The organism is Alistipes intestinihominis (assembly GCF_040095975.1).
Taxonomy (GTDB): Bacteria; Bacteroidota; Bacteroidia; order Bacteroidales; family Rikenellaceae; genus Alistipes; species Alistipes senegalensis.
This window is the reverse complement of sequence record NZ_JBBMFL010000007.1, coordinates 125,810-149,393: the sequence shown is the minus strand read 5'-3', so window position 1 is coordinate 149,393 and position 23,584 is coordinate 125,810. Positions and strand designations below refer to the sequence as shown.

Below are 23,584 nucleotides of genomic sequence, written 5' to 3'. Positions count from 1 at the left end.
TCAAAACCATGAAACGAAAAATAATACGTCTGTCCGGAGCATGCGCACTCCTGCTGGCTTCATGCACGAATCTCGATCCGGATATTTACAGCGATATGACAATCGACAAGATTCTGGACGACAGCGAACAGAGTTCGGCCTACCTGCTGACGCCCATGTACGGGCAGATGCGCTGGTTCAACGAGGACCGCAGCATCTGGGATCTGACCGAACTCGGAACCGATGCCTGGGTCATTCCGACCAATTCGGACGGAGGCTGGTATGACGGCGGTATCTGGCTGCGGCTGGACAATCACGAATGGAAATCGACCGATCCCCATTTCAGCACTTGTTGGAGCCACTTGTGGTATGGCATTACGACCTGCTGCAACCGGGTGCTGCATCAGTTCGAAGAGGCCGGACTGGAGCTCGACGAGCAAACACTGGCTGAAGTTCGTGCCGTGCGTGCATTCTATTATTATTACCTGCTGTCTCTTTTCGGGAATGTGCCGATCATGGAGACCTACGACGTGCCGAAAGATTATATGCCCACGACGCGCGACCGGAAAGAGGTGTATGACTTCGTCGTACGGGAACTGCGCGAGAGCATGGACAAACTGCCCGAAGAGCAGCGGTACAGCCGTTTTAACAAGTGGGCAGCCAAGCATCTGCTGGCAAAGGTGTATCTGAATGCCGAATCGTGGCTCGGCAGTGAATATGCCGCCAAGCGCGACAGTACGCTCATCCTTTGCAACGAGATAATCGGGTCTACGAAATACCAGCTCGACGACAGCTTTTCCAATATTTTCAGTCTGCAAAGCGAAACGTCGCCCGAAATCATTTTCGCAGTGCCGTACGACGAAACGACGGGATCGCCGATTTTTCACTGCATCTATGCCAAAACCCAGCACTGGGCCTGCAAGCCGATCTACAACGCGGGATCGGGCGGTTACAATGGATTGCGCGCCGTGCCTTCGTACGTAAAAGAGACATTCGATGCCTCCGATCCCGATCATTACAATGACAAACGTTACAGGCAGAGTTACTGCATGGGACAGCAGTACGACTATCTCACCAAGCAGCCGCTCTATTTTACCGACGGTGTGACACCCTTCAATTATGTCAACGAAATCGCCTCGATCGACGCCGCCCGTGAATTCGACGGCTACCGCTTCGGAAAGTACGAGATCAAGATCGGCCAGAAGTGGGAGACCGATCAGGACTGGGTCGTGTTCCGCCTCGGAGAGACCCTGATGATGAAGGCCGAATGTCTGCTTCGCAGCGGAGATGCACAGGGAGCCACCGACATCGTGAACGAGGTGCGCAGACGCAGTTTCGACCCATCTCTGCCCCAATCCGTGCGCGAACTGACAGCCGAACAGTTGTCCGCCTCGACTGTCGTTGACGGCGTATCCGTGCCTTACGGTGAATTTCTGAAAGAGCTCGGACGCGAGTTCACGGGCGAAGGGATGCGGCGCGAACAGCTGATCCGATGGGATCTCTATGTAAACGGAAGCTGGACATTCCACACGCCCAAACAGAAGAAATATCTCGAATTGTATCCGATACCCTCTTCCGAACTGCTTTCCAACATTAACCTTCGCCAAAATGATGGATATTCTTATTAAAACAGACAGATGTCCCGTATCCGGGATCAGAGGCATGTTGTTCCTGATTGCCGTCCTATTTCTGCTGCCGGATTGCTCGTCGGCATCCGATACGGAGATTCCCGATCCGGAACCGCCGGGACCTGAACCTGTCGAAACAGGGACGCTGCTGCCGGATAACATAACGCTCGTGGCGCGCGTCACCGGACGTTCGGAAAGCGGAGAAACGATTCCCAATCCCAACCGAACGGACGCCCGGTTCAATATCGGACGTACCGATTACAGCAATATGTGGGATGCCGGCAACGGGACGGTCATGTGTGTATTCGGCGATAATTTCGACTACGGAGGCGGTAACTGGAAATCGAACGCCATCGCACTCTCTTCGGATCGTGACTTGACGGACGGACTTTATTATTCGGGGATGCTGATGGACGGCAATGCCGTAAAGGAGATCGTCGTCTCCCGGGCCAAAACCGGGCAGTATCCCGATGGTTCGGAATACGAAGTGACCTGCATTCCTACGGGAGGCATTGCGGTCGGCACCCGTCAGTACCTGAACTACATGAGTGTCCACGACTGGACCCCTACGGGTGATAACGATTATTGGTCGGTGAATTACAGCGAAATCGTTTACTCGGATAATTATGGGGCCGCATGGACCCGTTCGGGCGTCAAATGGAATGCCGACAGCAATTTCACGCAGATCGCCTATCTGAAGGAAAACGGGCTGGTATATATGTACGGCACACATTCGGGACGTTACGGCAACGTCTATCTGGCGCGTGTCAGCGAAACGAAGCTCCTCGACAAATCGGCCTACGAATACTGGACGGGCGGCGGCTGGGAGCGCGACGAACAGGCGGCAGAGCCCGTCGCACGGGGAACGGCGTCTGAAATGACCGTTGCCTACAACAGCCGTTACAAACGGTATATGATGATGTATCTGTCGGTCAATCAGCGGGCCATCGTTTACCGGGACGCCCCCTCTCCCGAAGGAGACTGGTCGGGCGAGAAGATCATCATGTACGAGGATGGCAATGCGCTTTACGCTCCCTACATTCACCCGTGGTTCAACGAAGACGACGAATTGTGGTTTGTCATCTCTCATGCCGTGCCTACATGGAATGTTTTCCTGATGCGTGCCGACCTCGACTGGGATCAGGCGGGGATCAATCTGCTCGCAGAAGGAGGTTTCGAAGAACACCCGACTCAGGCGTTGAGCTACAAGACGATGTGGCATATGAATGCGGCGGCCCTCACTTCGCGCGATGCGCACAGCGGCAAGATCGCCTGCCGTTTCTCAAATACGAATTCCGGCGAGTGGCAGGACGTATGCACTCAGACGGTTTCCTTGCAGCAGAACGCCGATTACACGGTCGAGTGCTGGGTAAAATCCGAAGAGGCGCTTCCCGAGGGTGCCTACGTCGGGGTCCGCTTGCCCGACGGAACGATCCACGACATAACAGGCACAGCCCGGGCCGGCGAATGGACACGCTTCGGTTGTGAATTCAATGCCGGTCAGGCTGTAAGTGCCGATGTCTTTTTCGGAGTTTGGGGCGCTCCCGGAATGACGCTCACCGTAGACGATATTTGTCTGAAACCCGTAAAAACAGAATAACCTACAACCAAAAAACAAAAAACCATGAAAAACCGTTATTTCGCAATGTTACTTTTGCTGTCCGCTGCATGCGCCGCCGGATGCACCGACGATAAAGAGGAGGGCGGCAGCGACATCAAACTCAATCCCGATCCGACGCAGCTTTCGAACATCACCCTGATGAAAGCCACGTTCGCGGCGGACGAGTTCAATATGATTTCCGAACCCGGCTTCGAGCTTTTCCCCGATGAAGCGATCGACTACCGTTCGCTCTGGTATTTCGAAGGAGCGTACAAGGAGCCTTCGCTGGTGTCGAAGCACACGCAGGCACACAACGGTCAGGTCGCCCTGAAACTCGAAAATCCCAACGACGGCAACTGGTGCGATGCCTGCCTGCAATCGATCGCACTCAAAAAGGGAAAGGATTACACCTTCTCCTGCTTCGGACAGGCTTCGTGGACCGGAATGAATGCCTTTACGGGCGTCCGGCTGGAAGGCGGCCCGATTTACGACGGACAGGCAGGCGATTGGAATCCCGATGTATGGACCGAATTCACCAAGGAGTTCAATTCCGGCGACTATACGCAGGGCAATGTGTTTTGCGGAGCGTGGGGCTATCCCGGAGTATGGGTCGCACTGGACGATTTCAGACTCGTTCCGACCGGCACCACCCAGACCTCGACCAAATTGGACGCCTGCCTGGCAACGGGAACCGTTTCGAACGCTTCGTTTACGGATATTTCGTTTGCAGGTAAAGCCGTCATCTGGGCCGGACCGAACAATACGGTTTCCATGGCGCTGGCCGATGTTTCGGCCGGAGGCAAGCATTATGCAAACGCATTCGCATTGTCGAACGACATGAATCCCGATGATGGATTCTATATCGCACAGGTTTCGCCCGGCAGCGACGGTATCGTTCCCATTCTCGAACCGTCGGGAGACGGTGAAACCGCCTGTGTTCCGACGGCCGGTGTGACCGTCAACGGCAAACAGTATATCCATTATTATTCGTTCAAGTCGCTCGATCCCGAAGACAGCGACGCATGGACGGCGAACTTTTCCGGATTGTTATCATCGGCAGACGGCGGTAAAAGCTGGACCCGCGAGATACGCGGACGTTGGAGTGGAGCAGGACATTTCGTACAGGCGGCATTCTATTTGAGCGACAGGTATCTTTACATGTTCGGTTCGGACGCAGGCCGTTCCACGCCCAAGATATACGTCGCGCGTATCAAAAGCGACGGTGATATTGCAACAGCGGCCAACTGGACCTATTGGGACGGTACCGACTGGGTGGCGGGAGATCCCGAATCGGCGGCGGCGATCACCTATGGCAACGCTTCCGAAATGTGCGTAACCTATAATGCGGCTCACAAACGCTATATTATGGTTTACCGTTCGGGAACGACGGGCGGTCTGGTCTACCGCGATGCCGGTTCTCCCGAAGGCGACTGGTCGGGTGAAAAACTGCTGGCGCTCGACAATGCCAATCAGGGCGGCTGGTTCTCGCCATCCGTTTATCCCTACTCGTCGGGCGACAATATGTATTTTATCGTTTCGCAACTGTAACTCCCTCTGACATCCGACGGAACCTGGCCGTGTCATGCACGGCCGGGTATCCGTTTTTAAGATCCGACTTTATGCACAAGATCATTTTACCGCTGATAAGTTGTATTCTGTTCGCCTGCTCGCCGCACGGCGGGGAAAACCTGCTCGCCGACGGCGGATTCGAAGAGTCTGCGAAGATGTGGGACATCGGAAAGTCCGAATTGACATCCGAGGCACATGCGGGAAAGTTCGCCTGCGCCCTGTATGTCGAAACGCCCCGTTATATACCTGTCTGGTCCGACATCTGCATACAGAAAATAAAAGTGATGCCCGGAAAGGAATACCGGCTTTCCGCATTCGCCCGCATGTCACTGCCTCCGCTGACGAACGGCGTGTATATCGGCATGCGCCGGCCCGACGGCAGTGTCTTAAAAGACAGACTATTTCTGCTGTTCGGCAGGGATTGGACCCGAATGGCGCTGGATTTCGATTCCGGCGAGGAGCAGGAACTCATTGTTTTCTGCGGCGTCTGGACAGACCGGAATTCAACCTATTTTGTCGATGATTTCAGCCTGAATATGATAAAATAATTATAAATTCGCGTATTATGCCGCATCGCTCAATCCGTCTGTTTTTACTGCTTGCCATATGCATGATGACGAACGGCTGCCGTCGTGAATCGATCTCGGAGCCCAAGCGTCATTATGTGATCGGATTCTCCCAATGCACCAACGACCTGTGGCGTCAGATCATGATGATCCAAATGCAAGCCGAAGCGGCCAAATATCCGGAATTGAGCATCGTGGTCAGCAATGCGCATAACAATACGCAGTTGCAGATCGATCAGATCCGGGAATTCATCGAGGCGAAGGTCGATCTGCTCATCATCTCGCCTAACGAATCGGAGCCGGTGACACCGATCGCCGTCGAAGCCTTCGACATGGGAATTCCGACGATCATTTGGGACCGTAAAATACATTCGGACCATTATACGACCTGTATCAGCGCCGATAATTACGACATAGGCCGTGACGTAGGACGCTATATCAATACCCTGTTGCCCGAGGGGTCCACGATTCTCGAAATCACCGGTCTGATGAGCTCCTCACCCGCGGTGGAACGACACAAGGGATTCCTTGCCGAAGCGAGTGAAAGCTATTCGGTGCATACGATCTCCGGGGATTGGAAACCCGAAGTGGCAAAAGAGCGCATAGAGGCGATCGGACAATACCGGAATATCGACCTGATTTTCGCCCATAACGACGATATGGCGCTGGCGGCCTACGATGCGATCAATGAAGCCGATTCGCTCAGTGCGCAGCGGATAAAATTCATCGGAATAGATGCGCTCGTCGGAGTAGATGCGGTTCTCGACGGCAGACTGCAAGCCTCATTCCTCTATCCCACGGGAGGAGACAAGGTCATGGCGATCGCCCGGCGTATCCTTCTTGGCAAACGGGTAGAGAAGAGCTACCAACTGCAATCGGCACTCGTCGATTCTCACAATGCCTACACGCTCAAGGCGCAGCAGGAACAGATAGTCAGTTATCAGGAACAGATCAACAAACAGAAAACGGTCCTTGAACAATATGACCGGAGCGTTGACAATCTGAAATATTCATTGTGGGCCGTCATAATTATCGCCCTTATTGCGGGAGGAATGGGTATCTATGCCATCCGATTGAATCTGCGTCTCCGACGCCGCAACGAAATTCTGACCGCAAAAAACACAGAAATCGAAATTGCCACCCGTGAGTTGATGGACAAACATGCCCAGATAGAGAATGTAACGGCTCACAAATTACAGTTCTTTACGAACATTACCCACGAAATCCGCACTCCGCTGACGTTGATCCTCAATCCGCTCGACAGCATCGTCAAGCGGGAAAAGGACCCCGAAATTCAACGTAATATCTGGACGATTCAGCGTAACGCGCGCCACCTGCTGAATGTCGTGAATCAGATTCTCGATTTCCGAAAGATCGAAAATAATAAAATGATGCTTACGCTGAAACAAGTGGATATCGTGCAGTTTACGCAAGAGATACTCAGTTATTTCGAGACTTATGCCGAAACGGAAAAGATCGTCTATAAATTCCGTACGGACACGCCGCATCAGCAGTTGTGGATCGATACCGATAAAATCGAACAGGTGTTGCTCAACCTGCTTTCCAATGCTTTCAAATATTCGCCCAAATACGGTACGATCCTGGTGTCGGTGACAGACAACGGTCCGAGTGTACTGATCGAAGTCGAGGATAACGGGAAAGGTATAGACAAAGAGAGCCTTCCCCGGATTTTCGATCGTTTTTATGCGCTCAAAAACACATCGAATTACAGTACGGGGATCGGATTGCACCTGACTCGGGAATATGTCGAGCTGCATCATGGACACATAACGGCGGATAGTCTTCCGGGGGCCTATACCGTTTTCCGGGTCGAATTGTTCAAGGGAAAATCGCACTTCGGAGAAAATGCCGCTTTCGACGAAACTCTTCCGACGAATTATCTTGCGGACGAGGTGATCGACGACAATAAGGTCGATGCGCTATTAGCCAAGAAATACGACGAAACGATCGTCATTGCCGAAGATGATCCCGAGATACTCGCCTATCTTAAGGACGAACTTTCAACGAACTTCCGCGTTATTGCCGTCAATAACGGTTACGATGCCGTCAAAGCCGTGATGGATAATGAAGTGTCGCTGATTCTGAGTGATGTGCTGATGCCCGCGCTCAACGGATTCCAGTTGTGCAGCAACATAAAATCGAATATAGCGACCTGTCATATTCCGATCGTGTTGCTTACGGCTCTTTCGGATGACAACCAACGGATTTACGGAATTGCAGAAGGAGCCGATGAATATATTCACAAGCCGTTCAATATGCAGTATGTCCGTCTGAAAATTATCCGGATCATCGAAGAGCGGAGGCGCCTTGCCGATACGTTCGCCCAAAAATTCGGCCGTCTGACGAGGCACGAAGCCGCAAACCTCCCTTGCGTGGACGATGTGTTCCGGGATAAGCTCTTCGACCTGATCGAGGCGCAGCATAGCGACAGCAATTTCAAAATCGAACTGATGAGCGATATGTTAGGCATGTCGAGAATATTGCTTTATCGGAAAATTACAAGTATTTTCGGAATGTCCCCGTCGGATTTACTGCGCAATTTCCGGTTGCAGAAGGCTGTTCAGCTATTAACAGATCAACGGCGCAATGTAAGCGAAGTCGCATATACAGTAGGATTCTCGTCCCCCGCTTATTTTGCAAAATGCTTCAAAAGCGTATACAATATGACCCCGACGGAATATATGTATCGAACGCAGAAATAGAGATATAGCCTTAATTACGAAACACTTGAGTCAGACCCTATCTCTGGGAAGGCTCGAAATGTCAATCGCTGGATATTTACAAAAACATCCGTTTTCGATTCCAATCCAAAAACTACCGCTTATAGTCAAGCCCTTCTATGACGAATCGATGATCCGGCTCCGTCCGGAAAGTATCCGTATAGGGCGAGTAACTCCTCACCACCACCCTCCCGTTTTTCGCATCTATGCCCAGAATACGCAGAAAACCGTTGCCTCCATTCACCGAACCAACGGTCCCGGCCTGATAATTAGCCATCATCTGACAAACTCGGTTTCCATGTACGCCCTCACTTATCAGACATCCGGTCCCATCGTTCAGCACATGGCCGCTGAACACAAAAACGAGGTTTGAATACAGGCCGATCAACCTGTCCCACATCCGTTATTGACCGAACCCGAGGATTTGTCTTTTCCAATACCATAACTCTCCGGCAGCCATTTGTCCCCAGACCCCATGCGAGTATCATCCGAATAGAGGTAAGCATGTGTGTTAATAATGACTTTATGCCGAGGATGTGCGTCAATGACGGCTCCGGCCCATGCCAATACACTGTCTCGAGGGCCAAATTCGAGTGACAATACGAGCCACTTCACACCTCCCGTCCGAAACGTATACCATACGTTCTCCATTTTCGAAGGCCCCTCCGAAATTTTTGGTCCGGGCATATTTGTCATAAGGAAAATAACGGTTGAAAAGTCCAGAATCCCGAGTCCTCGTACGTCCTTTCAATCCCAGATCGTGATTCCCGACAGCCATGACATAAGGCACTTTACCGTCGAGGCGGCTCATTGCCTCAGCCGCCACCTTCCATTGGCTTTCAGCATTACGGTTCGTAATATCGCCCTGCTGAAGCACGAAAGCGATGCTGTCACAGTGGGCCGCAATCCATTCCGTCTGAGAATTGAAAATGTCAGGATGGGTTTCCGCATAATTTTGCGTATCAGGCATAAGAACAATTCGGACAGGCTTTTGTACCGCACACGACATCTCCAACACCGCCAGACACAGAAACAGAATTTTGATTGCCGATTTCATGATAACATTTTACATAACATTTCAGAATCAGGTTCCAACCTCTCAAAGATAAAATGTACGAGGGGACCGAAATAATCCGGTCCCTCATACTATCAGTTATCATTACAAAGCAAAGTAGGTTCGGGGCCCCGACTCCTTGCTGCCGGCATAACTATAAGGCATCAATACAACCCCGGTATTCCCGACCGTGAAATGCGGAACCCCGTCCGATATCCTCTTTTCAAATCGGGCAAGCAGAGCTTTGCGCGCTTCGGGCGTATCCAACGCCATGCCGGCGAAAGGTTCGGGATTTTCATCAGCAGTAATCCGCTGCGCCAATGCCAGCGGGCCGTAGCTGAAAGCAACCCATTTCTTTCCATTGACACCCGACTGAATATCGGCCCGAAGCCGGTAATCGAGCACGATGCGCATCCGGTCGCCCGGTTTCCACGTTCTCTTGACCGTGACATAACCCCGCTTGTTGGTGGTACATTTCACCTCCGCACCGTTTACCTCCACGCGTTTCAGCTGCGTGTTGACCGGCACCCGGAACTCAATGGCGTACTCCTTGTATATATGGGGCTGGCGAACAATATTCACCGCAACGTTTACCTCGTCGCCCAACGGATAATTGCCGGAAATGATCAACTGCCCGCCGCCGAATTTGGTATTAACCGTCACAACGGCCGGAGTCAGCATATTGAGGGACAAACAATTATCGATCTCGCCTGCAATATGGTCCGCCATAAGCTCCATCGCCCGCGGGGCACTCGAATTACAGCAGTGAATCTTATTCACATAAGGCGGACGGCTTTGGTTGGGCGCGGTATAGTAACAACCGTCCACACCGTCCGTATGCTGGTGTCCGAACAGATCATTGAAAGTACACCTTTCGGCTTCGTCCATGAACTTGCTCATACCTGTCAGGTCGAAAAGCTGCAAGCAGAGCTGAATCCAGGTCACATTACTACAATTTTCCACCACGATCTGCCGGGGATCGAATGCCGTATCATAAGCGAAACACTCCTTATTGCCGTTATACTCCGCAGCCCGGCTCCATACACCGCCCGTTGTAAGCAGATGGTGTTTGCGCACGCTCCCCCATGCCGCCTGCACGGCTTTGAGATACCGAGCATCGCCCGTCACCTGATACAACCGGAAATATCCCAGCAGATTCGACAGCAATTGGTAGGCTTTGCCATCGCCCGGTTTCACCAAATCGGCCCCGGACGTGAGCATCTCGCCCAGCAGATGCAGGTCCGCATTGGCTTCGCTCACGGAGACGATATGTTCGGCAAAATCAAGGTAGCGCCGTTCCCCTGTCCGCTCGTAAAGCATCACAATGGATTCGAGCAGCGTCGTGGAAGACATACCGGCCCGCGTGCCGTTTTTGGTCAGATCGTTTCTTCCTTCTCCGAACGTAGCGATCAGCAGGTCGCCCATCCGGCGACAGGCATCCAGCACCCGCTCATCGGGGAAGAACGATTCGTAGGTCAGCAGTCCATAAAGATTATAGCGGTGCGTCCAGACATCCCACATGTACTTCGTTCCGTCGCCGGGTTTGGCCATGAAGGTCGAAGCGGCATCATAGGTTCCCATGTAACCGTCCGATAGTTGTGTGGCGATCAGACGCTCCACGACGCTGTCCAGCACCGCTTTGAGCTTTTTGTCACCGGTATGATGATATGCAAGAGTCGCCGCATGGAGCCACTTGCCGACATGTTCGCCCTGCCACGGATGTTTGCCGGGACGCGACTCGAAACCTTTGAGGATGAAATCCTCTCCGGCTACATACCACAAACGATGGTTACGCCACAAATCCATCCGTTCGCCGAACAGGCCGCCGTCGTACTGCGTAAACATCGGCCACCAGCGGTCGGGACAGACTTCGGCTTCGCGTTTGGCTGCAATGCGGGCATCAAAATTCGGGTTTTCGGGCATCATACGTGCCCCAACCGATTCGCGCCACTCATGGAGCATACGTTTCAGCTCTTCAACCTTTTCGGGCATCCGAGCGGCGAGGTCGTGCTTCTCGCTGATGTCCTTCGACAAGTCGTAGAGTTGCACGGTACCGTTCTCATAATATTCGATCAGTTTGTAGTCCCCGTAACGGACCGCGCCGCCGGGACTCTGCAAACCGTGATTGCTGTAATGTGGGAAATGCCAGAAAATGGGACGGTCCTTCATCTTTTTCTTCCGGAGCAGCGGCGAGATATCCACACCCTCTGCTCTGTTGCCGCGGGGAAGCGGCGTTCCCGTCAGGCTGAGAAGCGTCGGATAGAAATCGACGCTGACCACCGGTTCGTCGCAATCGCCGGACTTCGATCCGGGAGCCTTCACAACCATCGGCACGCGCAGACCGCCCTCGTACATCCACCCCTTGCCGCCGCGCAGCGGAAGCATCGAACTGGAATAGGCCATATCGAGCTGCTCGGGCAGGATGACGCGGTTGGGACCGCCGTAATTGGCGGCCGACATGCCGCCGTTGTCGGCGAAAAAGACGATCACCGTATTTTCATAGAGCCCCAGTTCTTTGAGTTTGGCGACAATACGCCCCATACTTTCGTCCATGCTCTCGACCATCGCCGCAAACTCCACATTGTCCTGAATCTGCTTGATCTTCACCCGGCGATGCGGCAAAGCCTTGTGAGGAGCATAGGCCGGATCGTCCAGACAGCGCAGCAGCTCTTCGGCCGAAGCAGGATCGGGATCATCGGGGTTTCCTTCCAGAATAAAGGGCGGCAGCTCCGACGGCGGCATCGAGCGCAGTTTCTTCCGATATTTCTCCACCAGGTCCGCCCGGCCCTGAATCGGATCGTGTACGGCGAAATGAGACATGAAAAGAAAAAACGGCTCGTTCCTATTCTTCTCGATATAACGAAGCGCCTCGTCCGTAAGACGATCGGTGAGATATTCACCCTTTTCACCGTCGAAGCCGTTCATACCAAACGGAGCCATATAGCCGCGGGCGGGCCATCCCTTCAAGTAACCGTGCGGGATGTGCATGTCGAAACCGTGCTCCTCGGGTGTGGAGCCCGTTTCGCCCAGATGCCACTTGCCGATGATGGCCGTATGATAGCCGTTATCGTGCAGTGTCTCGGCGATGGTCGGCACTCCGGCGGGAAGATCCTGATTGACCTCCACGTTGCGTAACTGCTGGAAAGGAAACTCCCGACGGCCAGGCAGCCAGTCGGTCATATTGATAGTGGCCGGATAACACCCCGTCAGGATGCTCGCACGGGCCGGTGAGGAGACGTGGCAGGTCGTATAGGCATTGGTGAAGCGCACACCGTCACGTCCCAGCGCATCGATGTTGGGTGTTTCGTAGAAGCGGCTGCCGAACGAGGCGATGTCGCTCCAGCCGAGGTCGTCCACCAGGAAGAAGATTACATTGGGTCGCTGCGGAGCGGCCGCCGCACGACCGGAATCCTCGGAGGCTCCCTGCGCCCCGGCGGCGGAAGCACTTCCTGCCGCGGAGATCATTGCAGCGTTGAATAACAGCGCCCGGTTTACATAATTCTGAATTTTCATCGGTTTATCAGTTTATTATAGGTTCGGTATTGTTAAGGTAATTCCCGCGGTTCGGTCAGGTAGTGCACCTCGGAACAAGGATCGTCGGAAAGCGTCGCAGCGAAAAGCACGACTTGCCGGTCGTCGGGCAGACGCAGTTCCCGGGCTCCGCGAGGTATTTCGAGGCACACCTTGTAAAGATAGGTGAACACGTAGGCTTCATTGCGGTCGGCTGGATTGTGGCGATGGGTTCCAACATGAGCCAGACGCCCTTCACGCACGTAAGAAGTGCCGTAATCGGCCCAGCCCCATTGTCCATAATATCCGGAATAATAAGGCACCCGGATAGCATGTTTCACGCCATCGACCTCCACGACCGCATCGCGGTCGCCCTCGGAAGAGGCTACCAACAGGTAGAGTTTGTCGTAACCACCCGCAGGCAGGGCGATCGTCTGTCCGCTACAACGAACAGCGTTCCCGAAATCGGGTTCACCGATACGGAAACCGATCCCGTCCGCTACGACCCGCCGGGTCAGCAATTCTCCGGAATAGGAGTTCCACAGCGAATCCATATTCGCCAGCGCACAAAAAGCGTCGGACGAGATCACCGTCGCATTAAACGGCAGTGCCACCTGTTTCTGCCCGTATTCCGGAACCCGAACGGCTGGCTCCGCCAGCCGCACACGATAGGTTTTCGGAGCGTAACGACCGACCGAAACCAACAGTTCTCGCCCGGTAAAGAGCGCAGGACCTACGGGCTCTTCGATCCCGTTCACCTCCTCGGCGGAAACTATCTCCGAAGGAAATTTCAGCCGGGCCTGCCGCGCAGCGCCCGCGGTCTCATAGACGCGGACGATATATCCATCGCCGTCCTCGGCCTTCTTCACGGCTTTGACCGCCACTCCGTCATCAGACGATCCGACAAAACCGTAGCTGCGCCCCAGCACCCCGGCATGCCGGGGTGCGGAGAAGGTCAGCAACCGCTGGTTGAGCTGCTCGCCCTTGCGGACAATCTCCCCAACGACGTAATCGCCCGCATGCCCCACAATCGAGTAGGTGAAACGGTGATGCCCGATGTCGAGCGCAGACTGAAACGGGAAATATTCACCGTCGGCCGTCGGGGTGTGAAGCAACGTCAAGCGCAGGTTGTCGTCGGAGGGTTTGTCCCAGCCGTATTTGCAATCATTGAGCACCGCGACTCCATAGCAACCGTCCGGCGTACCCATTCCGGCCCAATGCTGGGCATAGACCTCGTATTGTGTCGGTGTATTATTGCCTCGCTCGACCGTGCCGATTCCCAAGTCGTAACGAGCCTTCGGACTTTCGAAACTCATCGGGAACTGCGCTTTGAGCAAGGTACGCGGCGACCGCCAGTCAACCTCCGTGCATACGTCGATACGGTCGTCCACAGCACCGTCTGTAAGTGAAATACGCTGAACGATTTCCGAGGCTCCGTAACGACGCACCACGCGAAGCGTCGCCCGCAGCAGTCCGCACTCCTCGACAGTGATCTCGGCACACTCGCCCACTCTTTCGGGCTGGCGGTCCACGACCTCTTTGAGTATCTCCCAGGCGGGCCAGCGGTCCGACTTGTTTTCCGGGAAAGCCACGAGACCGAAGAATCCGCCTTTGCCAACCAGTTCCCGGCCATACCGCTTGTCCAAGACCGAAACGATGTCGCCCCGTTCGTCGAGTGAAACACGGTAAACACGATTCTCCACCGTCCGTCCGAAAGCTTTCAACACACCGCCCGAGAACGCCCAGCGCACGGGGCGCGCGTCGTAGACGGCATATCCCACCGCAGGCACGTCGGCAGCGAACAAGAACCGCATACGGCCTTCATGCACCGAAAGCACCTGTGCCGGAACGCGGCGGCCGTCGGGTCCATAGACCGAAACCCCTTCCCAACCTGCCGGAACAGCCACCTCCGCCTCGGCAAGCGTGCGATTGCGGTAAGCCGACGGATTGTAGACCACGACGGGCTCCCCTTTGGTACGGGTATCGAGCAGCGATGCGACAGCCCCCGTGGCCGTCTGAGTCATGTCGGCAAAACGACTTTGGGCAATCAGATAGTCATTCCACGTAAATTCGTAAGCGCGAGGAATGCTTGTACCGGTCAGGTCATCGTGGAACTGATGCCAGATGAAACGCCGCCATTCCTCGTCAAGCGCCTGTTTCGGATAATCAAATGCTCCGAGGTAGTCGGCTATCACACTGCTACGCTCGGCAGCATCGGCCAGTTGTTCGCTACGTCGGTTGAAACGTTTGAGTTCCGAATGGGCCGTATAACAACCCGTACCGTGAACGTCCATCAGTAACTCCCCGTCGTAAACGGGCAGTTCGGGATGCTCCGAAAAAGGCAGATAGTCCTTATACAACTGATCGGCCCGGGCCACGATCAGCTCCACTGGCCCGTCGCTTCCGAGATAACGGAACAGGTTTCGCACAGTGCGCGGCAGCGGAGAACCTCCCCTGTCGCCGCGCTTCTCGGTGGAACGGGTCCCGTAATAACGGTATGCCGTTCCGATCCCGCTCTCTTCAGCGCGCCGGACCAATTCCTCGCTCCGGGTCAGGTCGCCCGTGGGATTCCAGCCGTATCCCCCGCCGTCGAGCGCCGCCATGACCTGTGCACCGTCAACACCGCGCCACAATCCGATCTGGAAAGGATATTTCTTATCCCCGTGAAAAGGCCGCGTGCGCCAACCGAGCTTCTGGGTTGAGAACCCGATCAGCCCGCAATGGGCGGCAATCGTAGGCAGCGTATATCCGAATCCGAAACAGTCCGGCAAGAAAATATCGGTCGCTTTCCGCCCGAATTCCGACTTGAAGAACTCCTGTCCCAGCAAAACGTTGCGGAAGAAGGACTCCGCCGAAGGCACGTTCGGGTCCGTGGCATCCCACGTACTGCCGGTCAGGTGCCAGCGATCCTCGGCCACGTATTTTTTCAACCGCTCGTAACGCTCAGGGTAATACTCCTTGGCCCAGGCATATTTGACAGCACCCTCGAAATTGAAGAGATAACCGGGATAATCCTCCAACAGCTGGAAATTCTGGTCCAGCGTGTTCAGCAGGAATTCGTCAATCGACCGTTGTACGTCCCAACGCCACTGGGTGTCGAAATGGGCGTTCGACACGAGATAGGCACGGTATTTCTTCGCGGGGGTCTGTCCCTGCGCCTGCTGCGCCGTACCTGCGAAAAGCATCACGGCAGCAGCGCAAAAAAAGGGCTTCAATCCGTAATGTTTCATTTTATCTTAGGTCTGTTATCTTCAAAGACGATAGCGCGGTCGCGGAAAACCAGCGTGTCGCACACCTCGCACCGGTTACCGTCGGCCCGGTCGTAAGCATATTTCAGGTAGAGCACGTCGCGTTTGCGGGGTTTCTCGACAGTACCGCCCCACTCGGCGTCGTTCTCCACATACCGGCCAGTTCCGGCAACGTCGATGGCGGCGTTTTCCTGCGACGAAACGGTGATCTCGCCGTCGGTCACAGAGAGCCGCAGCGCGAATTTCTCCCCCTTGATCTGCCAGCCGCCCACGACGTCGCTCATCGAAACAGTCGTCAGGCTGACCGTTTCGTTTAGCTCCAGGTCGGCAGTGCGGTAAACGATCCGGTCGATCTCCTCGCCGGCAGGATTTTTCACGATCAACGCACCGCGTCGCAACCATTTGCCATGATAAGGATTGACGTATTTCACGCCGAAAAGAGTGTAGTTCTTCGGAGTGATCTCCCAATGGGCAGCCTCGTGCAGGTCGGGATTGGCCACAGCAGCCCGCCCCGAAAGGATCGAATCGACCCGGTCGGCTTCGGTGATGCGCATCGGAATCACGTAAACCCCCTTATGGGCATGGGGATCATCGAAGAATTCATCGGCGAGCTGCACCGTAATCAGACCGTTGAGCTTGCCTTGGGGAATCTCGACGCTGCCGTCGGTCGAAAGTTTGTAATAGCGCGAAGGCAGGACCCGAATCCGTTCGTCGTTTTGGTTATAAAGGTTGTCGCTCACCAGCGATTCGTCCACTTCGTAATAGACCCGGCGCGAAATGTCGTTGTGGATGTAGACTCCGCCCAGCACGACGCCGATATTGAATTTGTGGGCCCGGTCCAGCGAGTTGTCGAGCACGTCGTTGCCCAGCGAAAGCGTCCGGACAGGATACTGAAACGGGAAGCAGACCGTCTGATAGTCGAAATCCTCGTAATCGAAGGGTTTGTTATGGCAGGCACTCAACAGCACGGCTGCCGACAGGAAAGCAAATATCTTTTTCATTTTTCCGAAATTTATCAATTCCATCCGTCGTTCTGGATCAAACCCTTCACCACATCGTCGTTGGGGATGGGTCCGTAGATCATATAACGTTCGAAAACACGCTCCTTGACATCGACAGCCGTCAGGCCGCCGTCGAAAGTTCCCCGCACCGGAGCGTTCATGGCATCGTAGTCCAGCCAGCGGCGCACATCCCAGAAACGGACCTGCTCGAAACAGAGTTCAAGACGGCGTTCGTTGCGAATCAGCCGTTGCATGTCAGCCGGCGAGGTGATCGAAGCCAGGTAGGAGTCGGGCTGGTCGAGACCGGCCGTTTCGCGCAATTTCGCCATCACATCCCTGGCCGAATAGGTGTTCGGGCCCGTTCCGTCCGGCCCCCAGGCTTCATTGGCCGCCTCGGCATAGATCAGAAACGCCTCGGTAAAACGCATCAGCGTATTGAAATGGATGGCCGGGACCACATTCCCCGTTTCGAGACTCACCGATTCGTTGGTAAACTTCCGCAGGTAATAGCCCGTACAAGTGGAATACTCCGTACGGTTAATGCCGTTGCTGGGATGGTCTACCGTATTGATGACCGAACCTTTGAATACCATTCCGTTGTAAATGACATACTGAGCCAGCCGGGGATCGCGTCCTTCGAAGGGATTCCGTTTGTCGAACCCGGAACCGTCGGCATCGATCGGATAACCCGACTTCATCGGGAAGGCGTCTACGAAATTCTGCGAAGGGCTTACACGCCCGCTGCCGTTGAGACTGGGCGGAAATTGCGCTTTTTCGAGATTACTGCTGTTGGTGTAATCTTCCCGCCAGAGGATATCTTTATTACTCTTATCGAGGTAGAAGACCACGCGGTTGGGCGTCAAGTTGCTCAATCCGCCGAAAGCGTCGATAACCTCAGCCGCAGATTCAGCTGCTTTCTCCCACAGTACGGTATTGTTCGCCGGGTTGAACGCCGGGCTCGCCGCAAGCAACCGTACTCGTGCCCGCAGCATCTTCATGGCCAGTCCCGAAATACGGTTGGTATTGCGCGAACCGTAAACAGCATCGTAATCCTCCTTGTCGGGCGTACCGGTCGGGGCGTTCTCATAGCGATCGGGCAACAGTTGCAACGCCCGTTCGATATCCTTTTCGATCTTTCCGACGCATTCCGTGAACGGAAGCCGTTGCAAACCGTCCTGCTCCTGTTTCGAGGAGATAAAGCAATCCATATAAGGCACGCCCAGCAACTCCCCCGAAGAAGATCGGCCAGCATGCGCTTGCAGAATGAGCGAATGGTGGTAGGCGCGCAGCGCATATGCCTCGCCTTTGAGCCGGTTGGGGAAGTGCTCGGCACGCCATTCGGAAGTATAAGACCACTTCACATCGTCAACGATCCGATCGAGGAAATAGTTGATATAAGCGATCTGCGTATAATTCCGCCACTGTGAAAAGGGATCGCTCGTCGAACGCCAGGCCCCCAGGGCGGCCAGCATGTAACCATTGGAAATGTTGTTCGAATGGGCGTCGTCCACAGCCACTTCCGTATAGTTGAGCGTGGTGGGCAGGTTGTCGTAGGCTTTCAACAAGATGCCTTCGGCCAGAACCGGATTCGCAATGACATCCTCACGGGTGAGCACATTGTCCTTGCCCGGCTCGACAAAATCGGTGCATCCGGTCGTACCCGCAAGAACAGACAGGGCTGCTATGATGGTCAGTTTTTTCAGTTTCATGGTGCTGAAATTTAAAAATTAGCCTTAAATCCCAGAGCGAACCAGGTGTAGGCAGGTTCGGCCCCGATATTCAACAACAGTTTCTCCTTTTCAGGAGCGAGCGTCAACAAGTTGTTCGCCCGGAAATAGACGTTCGGGCTCTTCATGCCGATCTTGCGGGCGACACGTTCGCTCAAGTGATAGGTCAACTGCACGACAGGGATCTTGAAGAAACCGGTTGCCGAAACCCAGAAGGTCGAATTCTGGAAATTGTGCACGTTGCCCGTGGTCGATAACCGGGGATAAGTCGCCGTCGAACGGGTGTCGATACCGCGTTCGGGATCGTAGGCCCAGCGTGCTTTCATCAAGTAAGAGGGGTATTTCATCTCGCCGCTGACCCGGTAGTAATCGCCCGAAAGGAACTGCGAACCGCCGGTTTGCGCACGCATCTGGGCGTAGAACGAGAAATTGCGCCAGCGCAGCGTCAGCGCGAAGCGGTAATCACAAGTACTGCGCGAATCACCGATCACCTTCTGGTCGCGGTCGTTGATCACGCCGTCACTGTTCAAGTCGCGATATTTCAGATCACCGGCCCGCACCGTACCGAAAGAGGGTTTGGCAAGTGTCTTGTCGGCGGGATCATTGATCCGGTCTATCTCCTCCTGCGTGTAGAATCCGTCGGCAACGTATCCCCACAATGCGGAGAGGCTCTTGTCCGTCTTCTGGTTATACTCCAATCCAGGGCCGTAATTCAGTTCGTCGATTTTCATATTCTTGGCGCTGTAATAGACCATACCGGCCTTGACCGACAATGACCAGTCAGGATCGAAACGCTTGTTGTAAGCGAGCGAGATTTCGAAACCGCGCCCTTCGGATATACCATAATTGCGGCTCATGATGAAATCACTGCCGCCGACGACACCCATATACTCATTGACGGTCCGGGCGATCAGCCCCGTCTTGCGACGCTGAAAATAGTTCACTTCAGCATAGAGCGAACGTTTCAGCAGAGCCATTTCGAAACCGGCATTCAACTCATAGACGTCGGCAAACGTCAGATTGGGATTTCCCAGCACGACGGGCAGGAAGTTATTGCTGTTCGAACCGTCGTTGTAAGTGTGCTTATTACCGATTTTGTAAGTATCGCGCGAAAGGTTGTAGTCGGTGGGATCGGATTTGAGGTTGGAGAAGCTCGCCTTTATTTTCAGGAAATCAATACCGCTGTTGCGCATGAACTTCTCCTCGGAAACGATCCACCCCAACGCATAGCTGCTGGCCACGCCCCAACGGTGATCGGCCGGAAGGAAGGGCGAAGCGATAGCCGCGAGGCCCACCTCCGCGATGTAGCGATTCCGGTACATGTAATTCGCACGCAGGGCATAGTCCAGTTGTTTTTTGGAATAGATCTGCCCTTGGGTCACATAACTGCTCATGCGGTGCGTAGCCGTAACGTTCACATCGTGTTCGCCGCCGAAGACCCGGCTGTAATTGAGCACGTTGTACCAAGCGATCTTGCGGTTCATGTCCACCTTACCGATGGACTGCGCCCCGACGAAATTGTTCTCGCCCTGCTTGGTCAGGTGAATCCGGTCCACGTCGCTCGTCGTGCTGATCTCGAACAAAGGAGTATAGACCGCATACTTGTTGGTCTGCGAAATCATGTAGACATTGTTGTTGTCGATACCACCATAGGTACTGAACGTCAGGCCCGGCGTGACACCTTTCAGGTCCACGTCGAAGCCGATGTTGACATTGGCCGCCCGATTCGTGAGCTTGTCGTAACCAGCAAGCACCTTATCGCCGTAAACATTAGTGGTGTAGACATGGTCTCCGGCAAGCAGATATTTGCCGTCGATAAGCGATTTTTGTTGGCGGGCCTCTTCCACCAGGTCCATATCCCCGGCTGCAACCCGGTCGATCGGAATCAGGAACGCAAACTGGTTGGGACGCCGCGTGGAGGCCATCGACCAGAAATCACCCTTGGAAACGTAATTGCTGTTGAGCACGACGGTCATATCGACCTTGGCACGCAGGTAGTCGGTGATCTTCACATCCACGTTACCACGAGCACGGAACGTATTGTCGCCCTCGTCGGCCGCTTCGCCCAGTTTTTGCAACGACTTGTCATAGTCGTAACCCAACAAGAAATAGTACGATGCGATCCGGTTGCCACCGCCTACTTCGACGGCCGCCTTGTGCGACTGTTTCACGTTACGCAGGAAATCACGGTTGTAAAAATCCACGTCGGGATACTGCACAGGGTCGAATCCGATCCGTGTATTCTGAATCGTCATCCCGTCGTAACGATCCGTCAGTCCGTCGTTGCGACGCGCCTCATTATAGAGGGTCATATAGTCGGCGGCCCCCATATAATCGGGATATTTGATCGGCCGCGCCAGCGAATACTCATAACGCACGTTCAGGTAGTTCTTCAGCGGCGTACCGCGCTTGGTGCGGATGTTGATGACGCCCTGGCCGGTGCCTCCGTAGAGAATCCGCGACGAGGCATCCTTCAGCACGCTGATCGACTCGATCTCGTCGGGAGAAAGATAGTCGGCGAACGAAAGCCCTTCGTCTCCCTTCATCATGCCGTCGATCACGACCACGTTACCCGCATAACGGATATTGGCGGCATCGAAAATACCGGTTCCGGAGGTCTGGAGATAGCTCAGCCAATCGTCGGCATAGTAGGTGTCGCGGAGTTTGTCGACATTCACCTGATCCACGGCGCCAATGACATTGCGACGTTTGAGGGGCACGAACGGCACATCCACTTCATCGCTTTTTCCGGATTGGTAAGCACTGGCAGAGAGCATGACGGAACCTTTGTTGATGTCGGCAGCCGCAACCGTCATCGGTTCGTACCCGTCAGCCTCGATAAGCACCATTTCCTGCGGCTCCGCCTTCACGGCAAAGGCCCCGGACCGGTCGCTCCGGGAGACAGTCTTGCCTTCGTTGGTGTAGACGAGGGCTCCGACGACCGGCTGTCCCCCCGCCCCGACGATTCTCGACGAGAGCGTGATCTGTATCGGTTGCTGTTTCCGCTGCTTCCGTTGGGCCGATACAGGCTGGAAAAGGCCTGACGCCAGCAAAAGGAAACACATGATTATAATCTTGATTTTCATAACTTTTCGCGTTAAATGTTAGTTCCAACCCGGATTCTGCGTAAAGCCTTCATACTGCTGTACATCGGTGCGTTTGAAGGGAAGCCAGTAGTGCTTCTGATCGAATACGCCGTTGCAAACCACTTCTTTTCTGAAATACGTGTGCTGCTTGTCGAATACGCCCTTGTAGCGGATCTTGTATTCGGGCAGGTGCGCCACGTACCAACGGCGAATGTCGTACCAGCGGTGTCCCTCGTAAGCCAGTTCCACGGAACGTTCATTCCAGATCCGCTTGCGGAAGGTCTCGCGGTCGGCCGTGAATTTCGCGGCCACGTCGGGCAGCGATTCGCCGCCGTAGGTATAGAGTTCACAGGGCTTGGCGACATCCTCGTCGATAGGCAGTTTCACACGGCGGCGGACGATGTTCACAGCCTCAACAGCGCTTAGGGGCGCCCAAGAAGGAACAGCAGTCGGCGATGGACAGACTTCGTTGATTGCTTCGGCATAAATCAGGTACATCTCGGCAAGCCGGATATAAGGAATGCCGAACTGGTAGTTCGCGGTCTGTTTATCAAACTTATTAGCCTTGTAGGGAATGTATTTGCGGATCAGGTATCCGGTCAGTGATCCTGAACCGGAATTCATGTCCTTGCCGTTCCCGGCACCCGAGCCGCCCGTCGAATAAAGCTGCACATAGGCATCTGCCGCAGGTGATATATTGCTTGTAGCCACCCACTTGACACCGTCGACCAAAATTGTCTGCAACAGACGCGGATCGCGGTCGGCCCACGGATTCATGGGATCGTACTCGCTGTCGGGATCGTCGATCGGAAGCCCTTTCTTCGTTTCGTACATATCCACCATGTTCTGCGTGGCTGCTGTCACCTGCCCCTTACCCTCGAAACGCTGCGAATTATGGATATTGCCGATACGCACCAACTGACTATTGCCGCGTGCTGTGGTGAGTTTGAACCAAATATACTCCTTGGTGTAAACCACACGCTGCTCCGTCGTATTATTGATGAAATTTTTGGAATAATCCTTCCACTCCACCAGTTTGTAAACACCCTGATCGGCCAGCTTGATGACCTCATAAGCGGCTTTGGCAGCCTCTTCACACAATTCAGGATCATATTCAGCCACCCCTTTTTCGATGCGGGTCGTAAGCGGACTCGCAGCATAAAGATAGGCTCGCGCTTTGAGCGCAAGCGCCGCGCCCCGGGTCGCACGCCCCTGATAGGCGTCGGGAGCTGCAATCCCCTGCTGGGTCTGATTCCAATCGACGGGCAGACACTCCGCAGCCTCGTTCAGATCGTCGATAATACGCAGAAGCGTCTCCTTGAACGACAGTCGCGGAAAGCGCATGTTGTCGCTCGGCTCCAAAAAACGGTCGATATAGGGAAGCCCTCCCCAAAGGCGGGCAAGTTCGAAATGGTACCAGGCCCGGAAGAAATGGAGCTGTCCCTTGATGAGCCGGACCTGTTCGTCGGTGGCGCCCACCAACAGGTGCAGATTCTTGAAACCCTGGTTGCAGATACGGATCTGTTCCCAGCCGTTCCAGAAACCGTAGTTGCCGCCGGACGAGGATTCGGTAATCATATTCTGCCACGTATTGGTCCAGATCCACCAGTAATTACCCTGCGGAAAGGTCTGCGAAGCGATGAAATCCTTCGAGCCATAAACGTCGTCGCCCATATCGAGGCACGCACAATTAGCCTGGTCGATATAACGCACGAGTTTTTTCCCGTAGAGATTGTCGATGAATCCCGTAAAATTCTGGTAACTGCCGAAAATCTGCTCTTCGTCCAAGTCCGATTTCTGCGTCCGCTCCAAATAATCCTCGCAGGAAAAGAGCAGCGGGGCAGCAAGCAACAGTAATAGTATCTTTTTCATGGT

Annotated in this window: 12 protein-coding genes; 5 read left to right on the top strand and 7 right to left on the bottom strand. The window is 54.4% G+C overall.

What is annotated here, in order from left to right; all coding sequences use genetic code 11:
• Positions 1 to 8: 8 nt before the first annotated feature.
• From WMO46_RS07845 to WMO46_RS07825, 5 genes are all read left to right on the top strand, one after another.
• Positions 9 to 1,607, top strand: a complete 1,599-nt coding sequence (locus tag WMO46_RS07845; RefSeq protein ID WP_349094146.1) for a RagB/SusD family nutrient uptake outer membrane protein — start codon at positions 9 to 11, stop codon at positions 1,605 to 1,607.
• 34 nt (positions 1,608 to 1,641) lie between these two features.
• Positions 1,642 to 3,207, top strand: a complete 1,566-nt coding sequence (locus tag WMO46_RS07840) for a DUF4185 domain-containing protein (protein ID WP_019150840.1) — start codon at positions 1,642 to 1,644, stop codon at positions 3,205 to 3,207.
• 45 nt (positions 3,208 to 3,252) lie between these two features.
• On the top strand, positions 3,253 to 4,755 hold the full coding sequence (locus WMO46_RS07835) for a DUF4185 domain-containing protein (RefSeq protein ID WP_195496388.1): 1,503 nt from the start codon (positions 3,253 to 3,255) through the stop codon (positions 4,753 to 4,755).
• A gap of 71 nt (positions 4,756 to 4,826) precedes the next feature.
• Positions 4,827 to 5,324 carry a carbohydrate-binding protein gene (locus tag WMO46_RS07830; RefSeq protein ID WP_349094145.1) on the top strand — a complete coding sequence of 166 codons (498 nt, stop codon included), beginning with the start codon at positions 4,827 to 4,829 and terminating at the stop codon, positions 5,322 to 5,324.
• Positions 5,325 to 5,341: 17 nt separating this feature from the next.
• Positions 5,342 to 8,065 (top strand): hybrid sensor histidine kinase/response regulator transcription factor, encoded by a 2,724-nt coding sequence (locus WMO46_RS07825; protein ID WP_349094144.1) that lies wholly within the window; start codon positions 5,342 to 5,344, stop codon positions 8,063 to 8,065.
• Positions 8,066 to 8,624: 559 nt separating this feature from the next.
• Here WMO46_RS07825 and WMO46_RS07820 read toward each other — a convergent pair.
• The 7 genes from WMO46_RS07820 to WMO46_RS07790 form a co-directional block, all read right to left on the bottom strand.
• On the bottom strand, positions 8,625 to 9,140 hold the full coding sequence (locus tag WMO46_RS07820; RefSeq protein WP_349094143.1) for a metallophosphoesterase: 516 nt from the start codon (positions 9,138 to 9,140) through the stop codon (positions 8,625 to 8,627).
• Between the two features lie 102 nt (positions 9,141 to 9,242).
• Positions 9,243 to 12,650 carry a sulfatase-like hydrolase/transferase gene (locus tag WMO46_RS07815; protein WP_349094142.1) on the bottom strand — a complete coding sequence of 1,136 codons (3,408 nt, stop codon included), beginning with the start codon at positions 12,648 to 12,650 and terminating at the stop codon, positions 9,243 to 9,245.
• 32 nt (positions 12,651 to 12,682) lie between these two features.
• Complete coding sequence (locus tag WMO46_RS07810) at positions 12,683 to 15,862, bottom strand: alpha-mannosidase (protein WP_349094141.1); 3,180 nt, start codon at positions 15,860 to 15,862, stop codon at positions 12,683 to 12,685.
• Positions 15,863 to 15,873: 11 nt separating this feature from the next.
• The gene (locus tag WMO46_RS07805) at positions 15,874 to 16,896 is read right to left on the bottom strand and encodes a DUF5627 domain-containing protein (RefSeq protein ID WP_349094140.1); all 1,023 of its coding nucleotides are present in this window, start codon (positions 16,894 to 16,896) and stop codon (positions 15,874 to 15,876) included.
• 14 nt (positions 16,897 to 16,910) lie between these two features.
• A complete protein-coding gene (locus WMO46_RS07800; protein WP_349094139.1) occupies positions 16,911 to 18,605 on the bottom strand; it encodes a RagB/SusD family nutrient uptake outer membrane protein in 1,695 nt (564 codons plus the stop codon).
• Between the two features lie 11 nt (positions 18,606 to 18,616).
• Complete coding sequence (locus WMO46_RS07795; protein WP_349094138.1) at positions 18,617 to 21,709, bottom strand: SusC/RagA family TonB-linked outer membrane protein; 3,093 nt, start codon at positions 21,707 to 21,709, stop codon at positions 18,617 to 18,619.
• Between the two features lie 18 nt (positions 21,710 to 21,727).
• Positions 21,728 to 23,581: a RagB/SusD family nutrient uptake outer membrane protein gene (locus tag WMO46_RS07790; protein ID WP_349094137.1), complete on the bottom strand. Its 1,854-nt coding sequence runs from the start codon at positions 23,579 to 23,581 to the stop codon at positions 21,728 to 21,730.
• Between the last annotated feature and the right edge of the window lie 3 nt (positions 23,582 to 23,584).

What these genes read in the sequence shown, in the direction of transcription:
- WMO46_RS07815 (WP_349094142.1), bottom strand. Translation starts at nt 12,650, where the DNA reads ATGAAAATTCAGAATTATGTAAACCGGGCGCTGTTATTCAACGCTGCA.
- WMO46_RS07795 (WP_349094138.1), bottom strand. Translation starts at nt 21,709, where the DNA reads ATGAAAATCAAGATTATAATCATGTGTTTCCTTTTGCTGGCGTCAGGC.
- WMO46_RS07820 (WP_349094143.1), bottom strand. Translation starts at nt 9,140, where the DNA reads ATGAAATCGGCAATCAAAATTCTGTTTCTGTGTCTGGCGGTGTTGGAG.
- WMO46_RS07825 (WP_349094144.1), top strand. Translation starts at nt 5,342, where the DNA reads ATGCCGCATCGCTCAATCCGTCTGTTTTTACTGCTTGCCATATGCATG.
- WMO46_RS07805 (WP_349094140.1), bottom strand. Translation starts at nt 16,896, where the DNA reads ATGAAAAAGATATTTGCTTTCCTGTCGGCAGCCGTGCTGTTGAGTGCC.
- WMO46_RS07835 (WP_195496388.1), top strand. Translation starts at nt 3,253, where the DNA reads ATGTTACTTTTGCTGTCCGCTGCATGCGCCGCCGGATGCACCGACGAT.
- WMO46_RS07845 (WP_349094146.1), top strand. Translation starts at nt 9, where the DNA reads ATGAAACGAAAAATAATACGTCTGTCCGGAGCATGCGCACTCCTGCTG.
- WMO46_RS07840 (WP_019150840.1), top strand. Translation starts at nt 1,642, where the DNA reads ATGTTGTTCCTGATTGCCGTCCTATTTCTGCTGCCGGATTGCTCGTCG.
- WMO46_RS07790 (WP_349094137.1), bottom strand. Translation starts at nt 23,581, where the DNA reads ATGAAAAAGATACTATTACTGTTGCTTGCTGCCCCGCTGCTCTTTTCC.
- WMO46_RS07800 (WP_349094139.1), bottom strand. Translation starts at nt 18,605, where the DNA reads ATGAAACTGAAAAAACTGACCATCATAGCAGCCCTGTCTGTTCTTGCG.
- WMO46_RS07830 (WP_349094145.1), top strand. Translation starts at nt 4,827, where the DNA reads ATGCACAAGATCATTTTACCGCTGATAAGTTGTATTCTGTTCGCCTGC.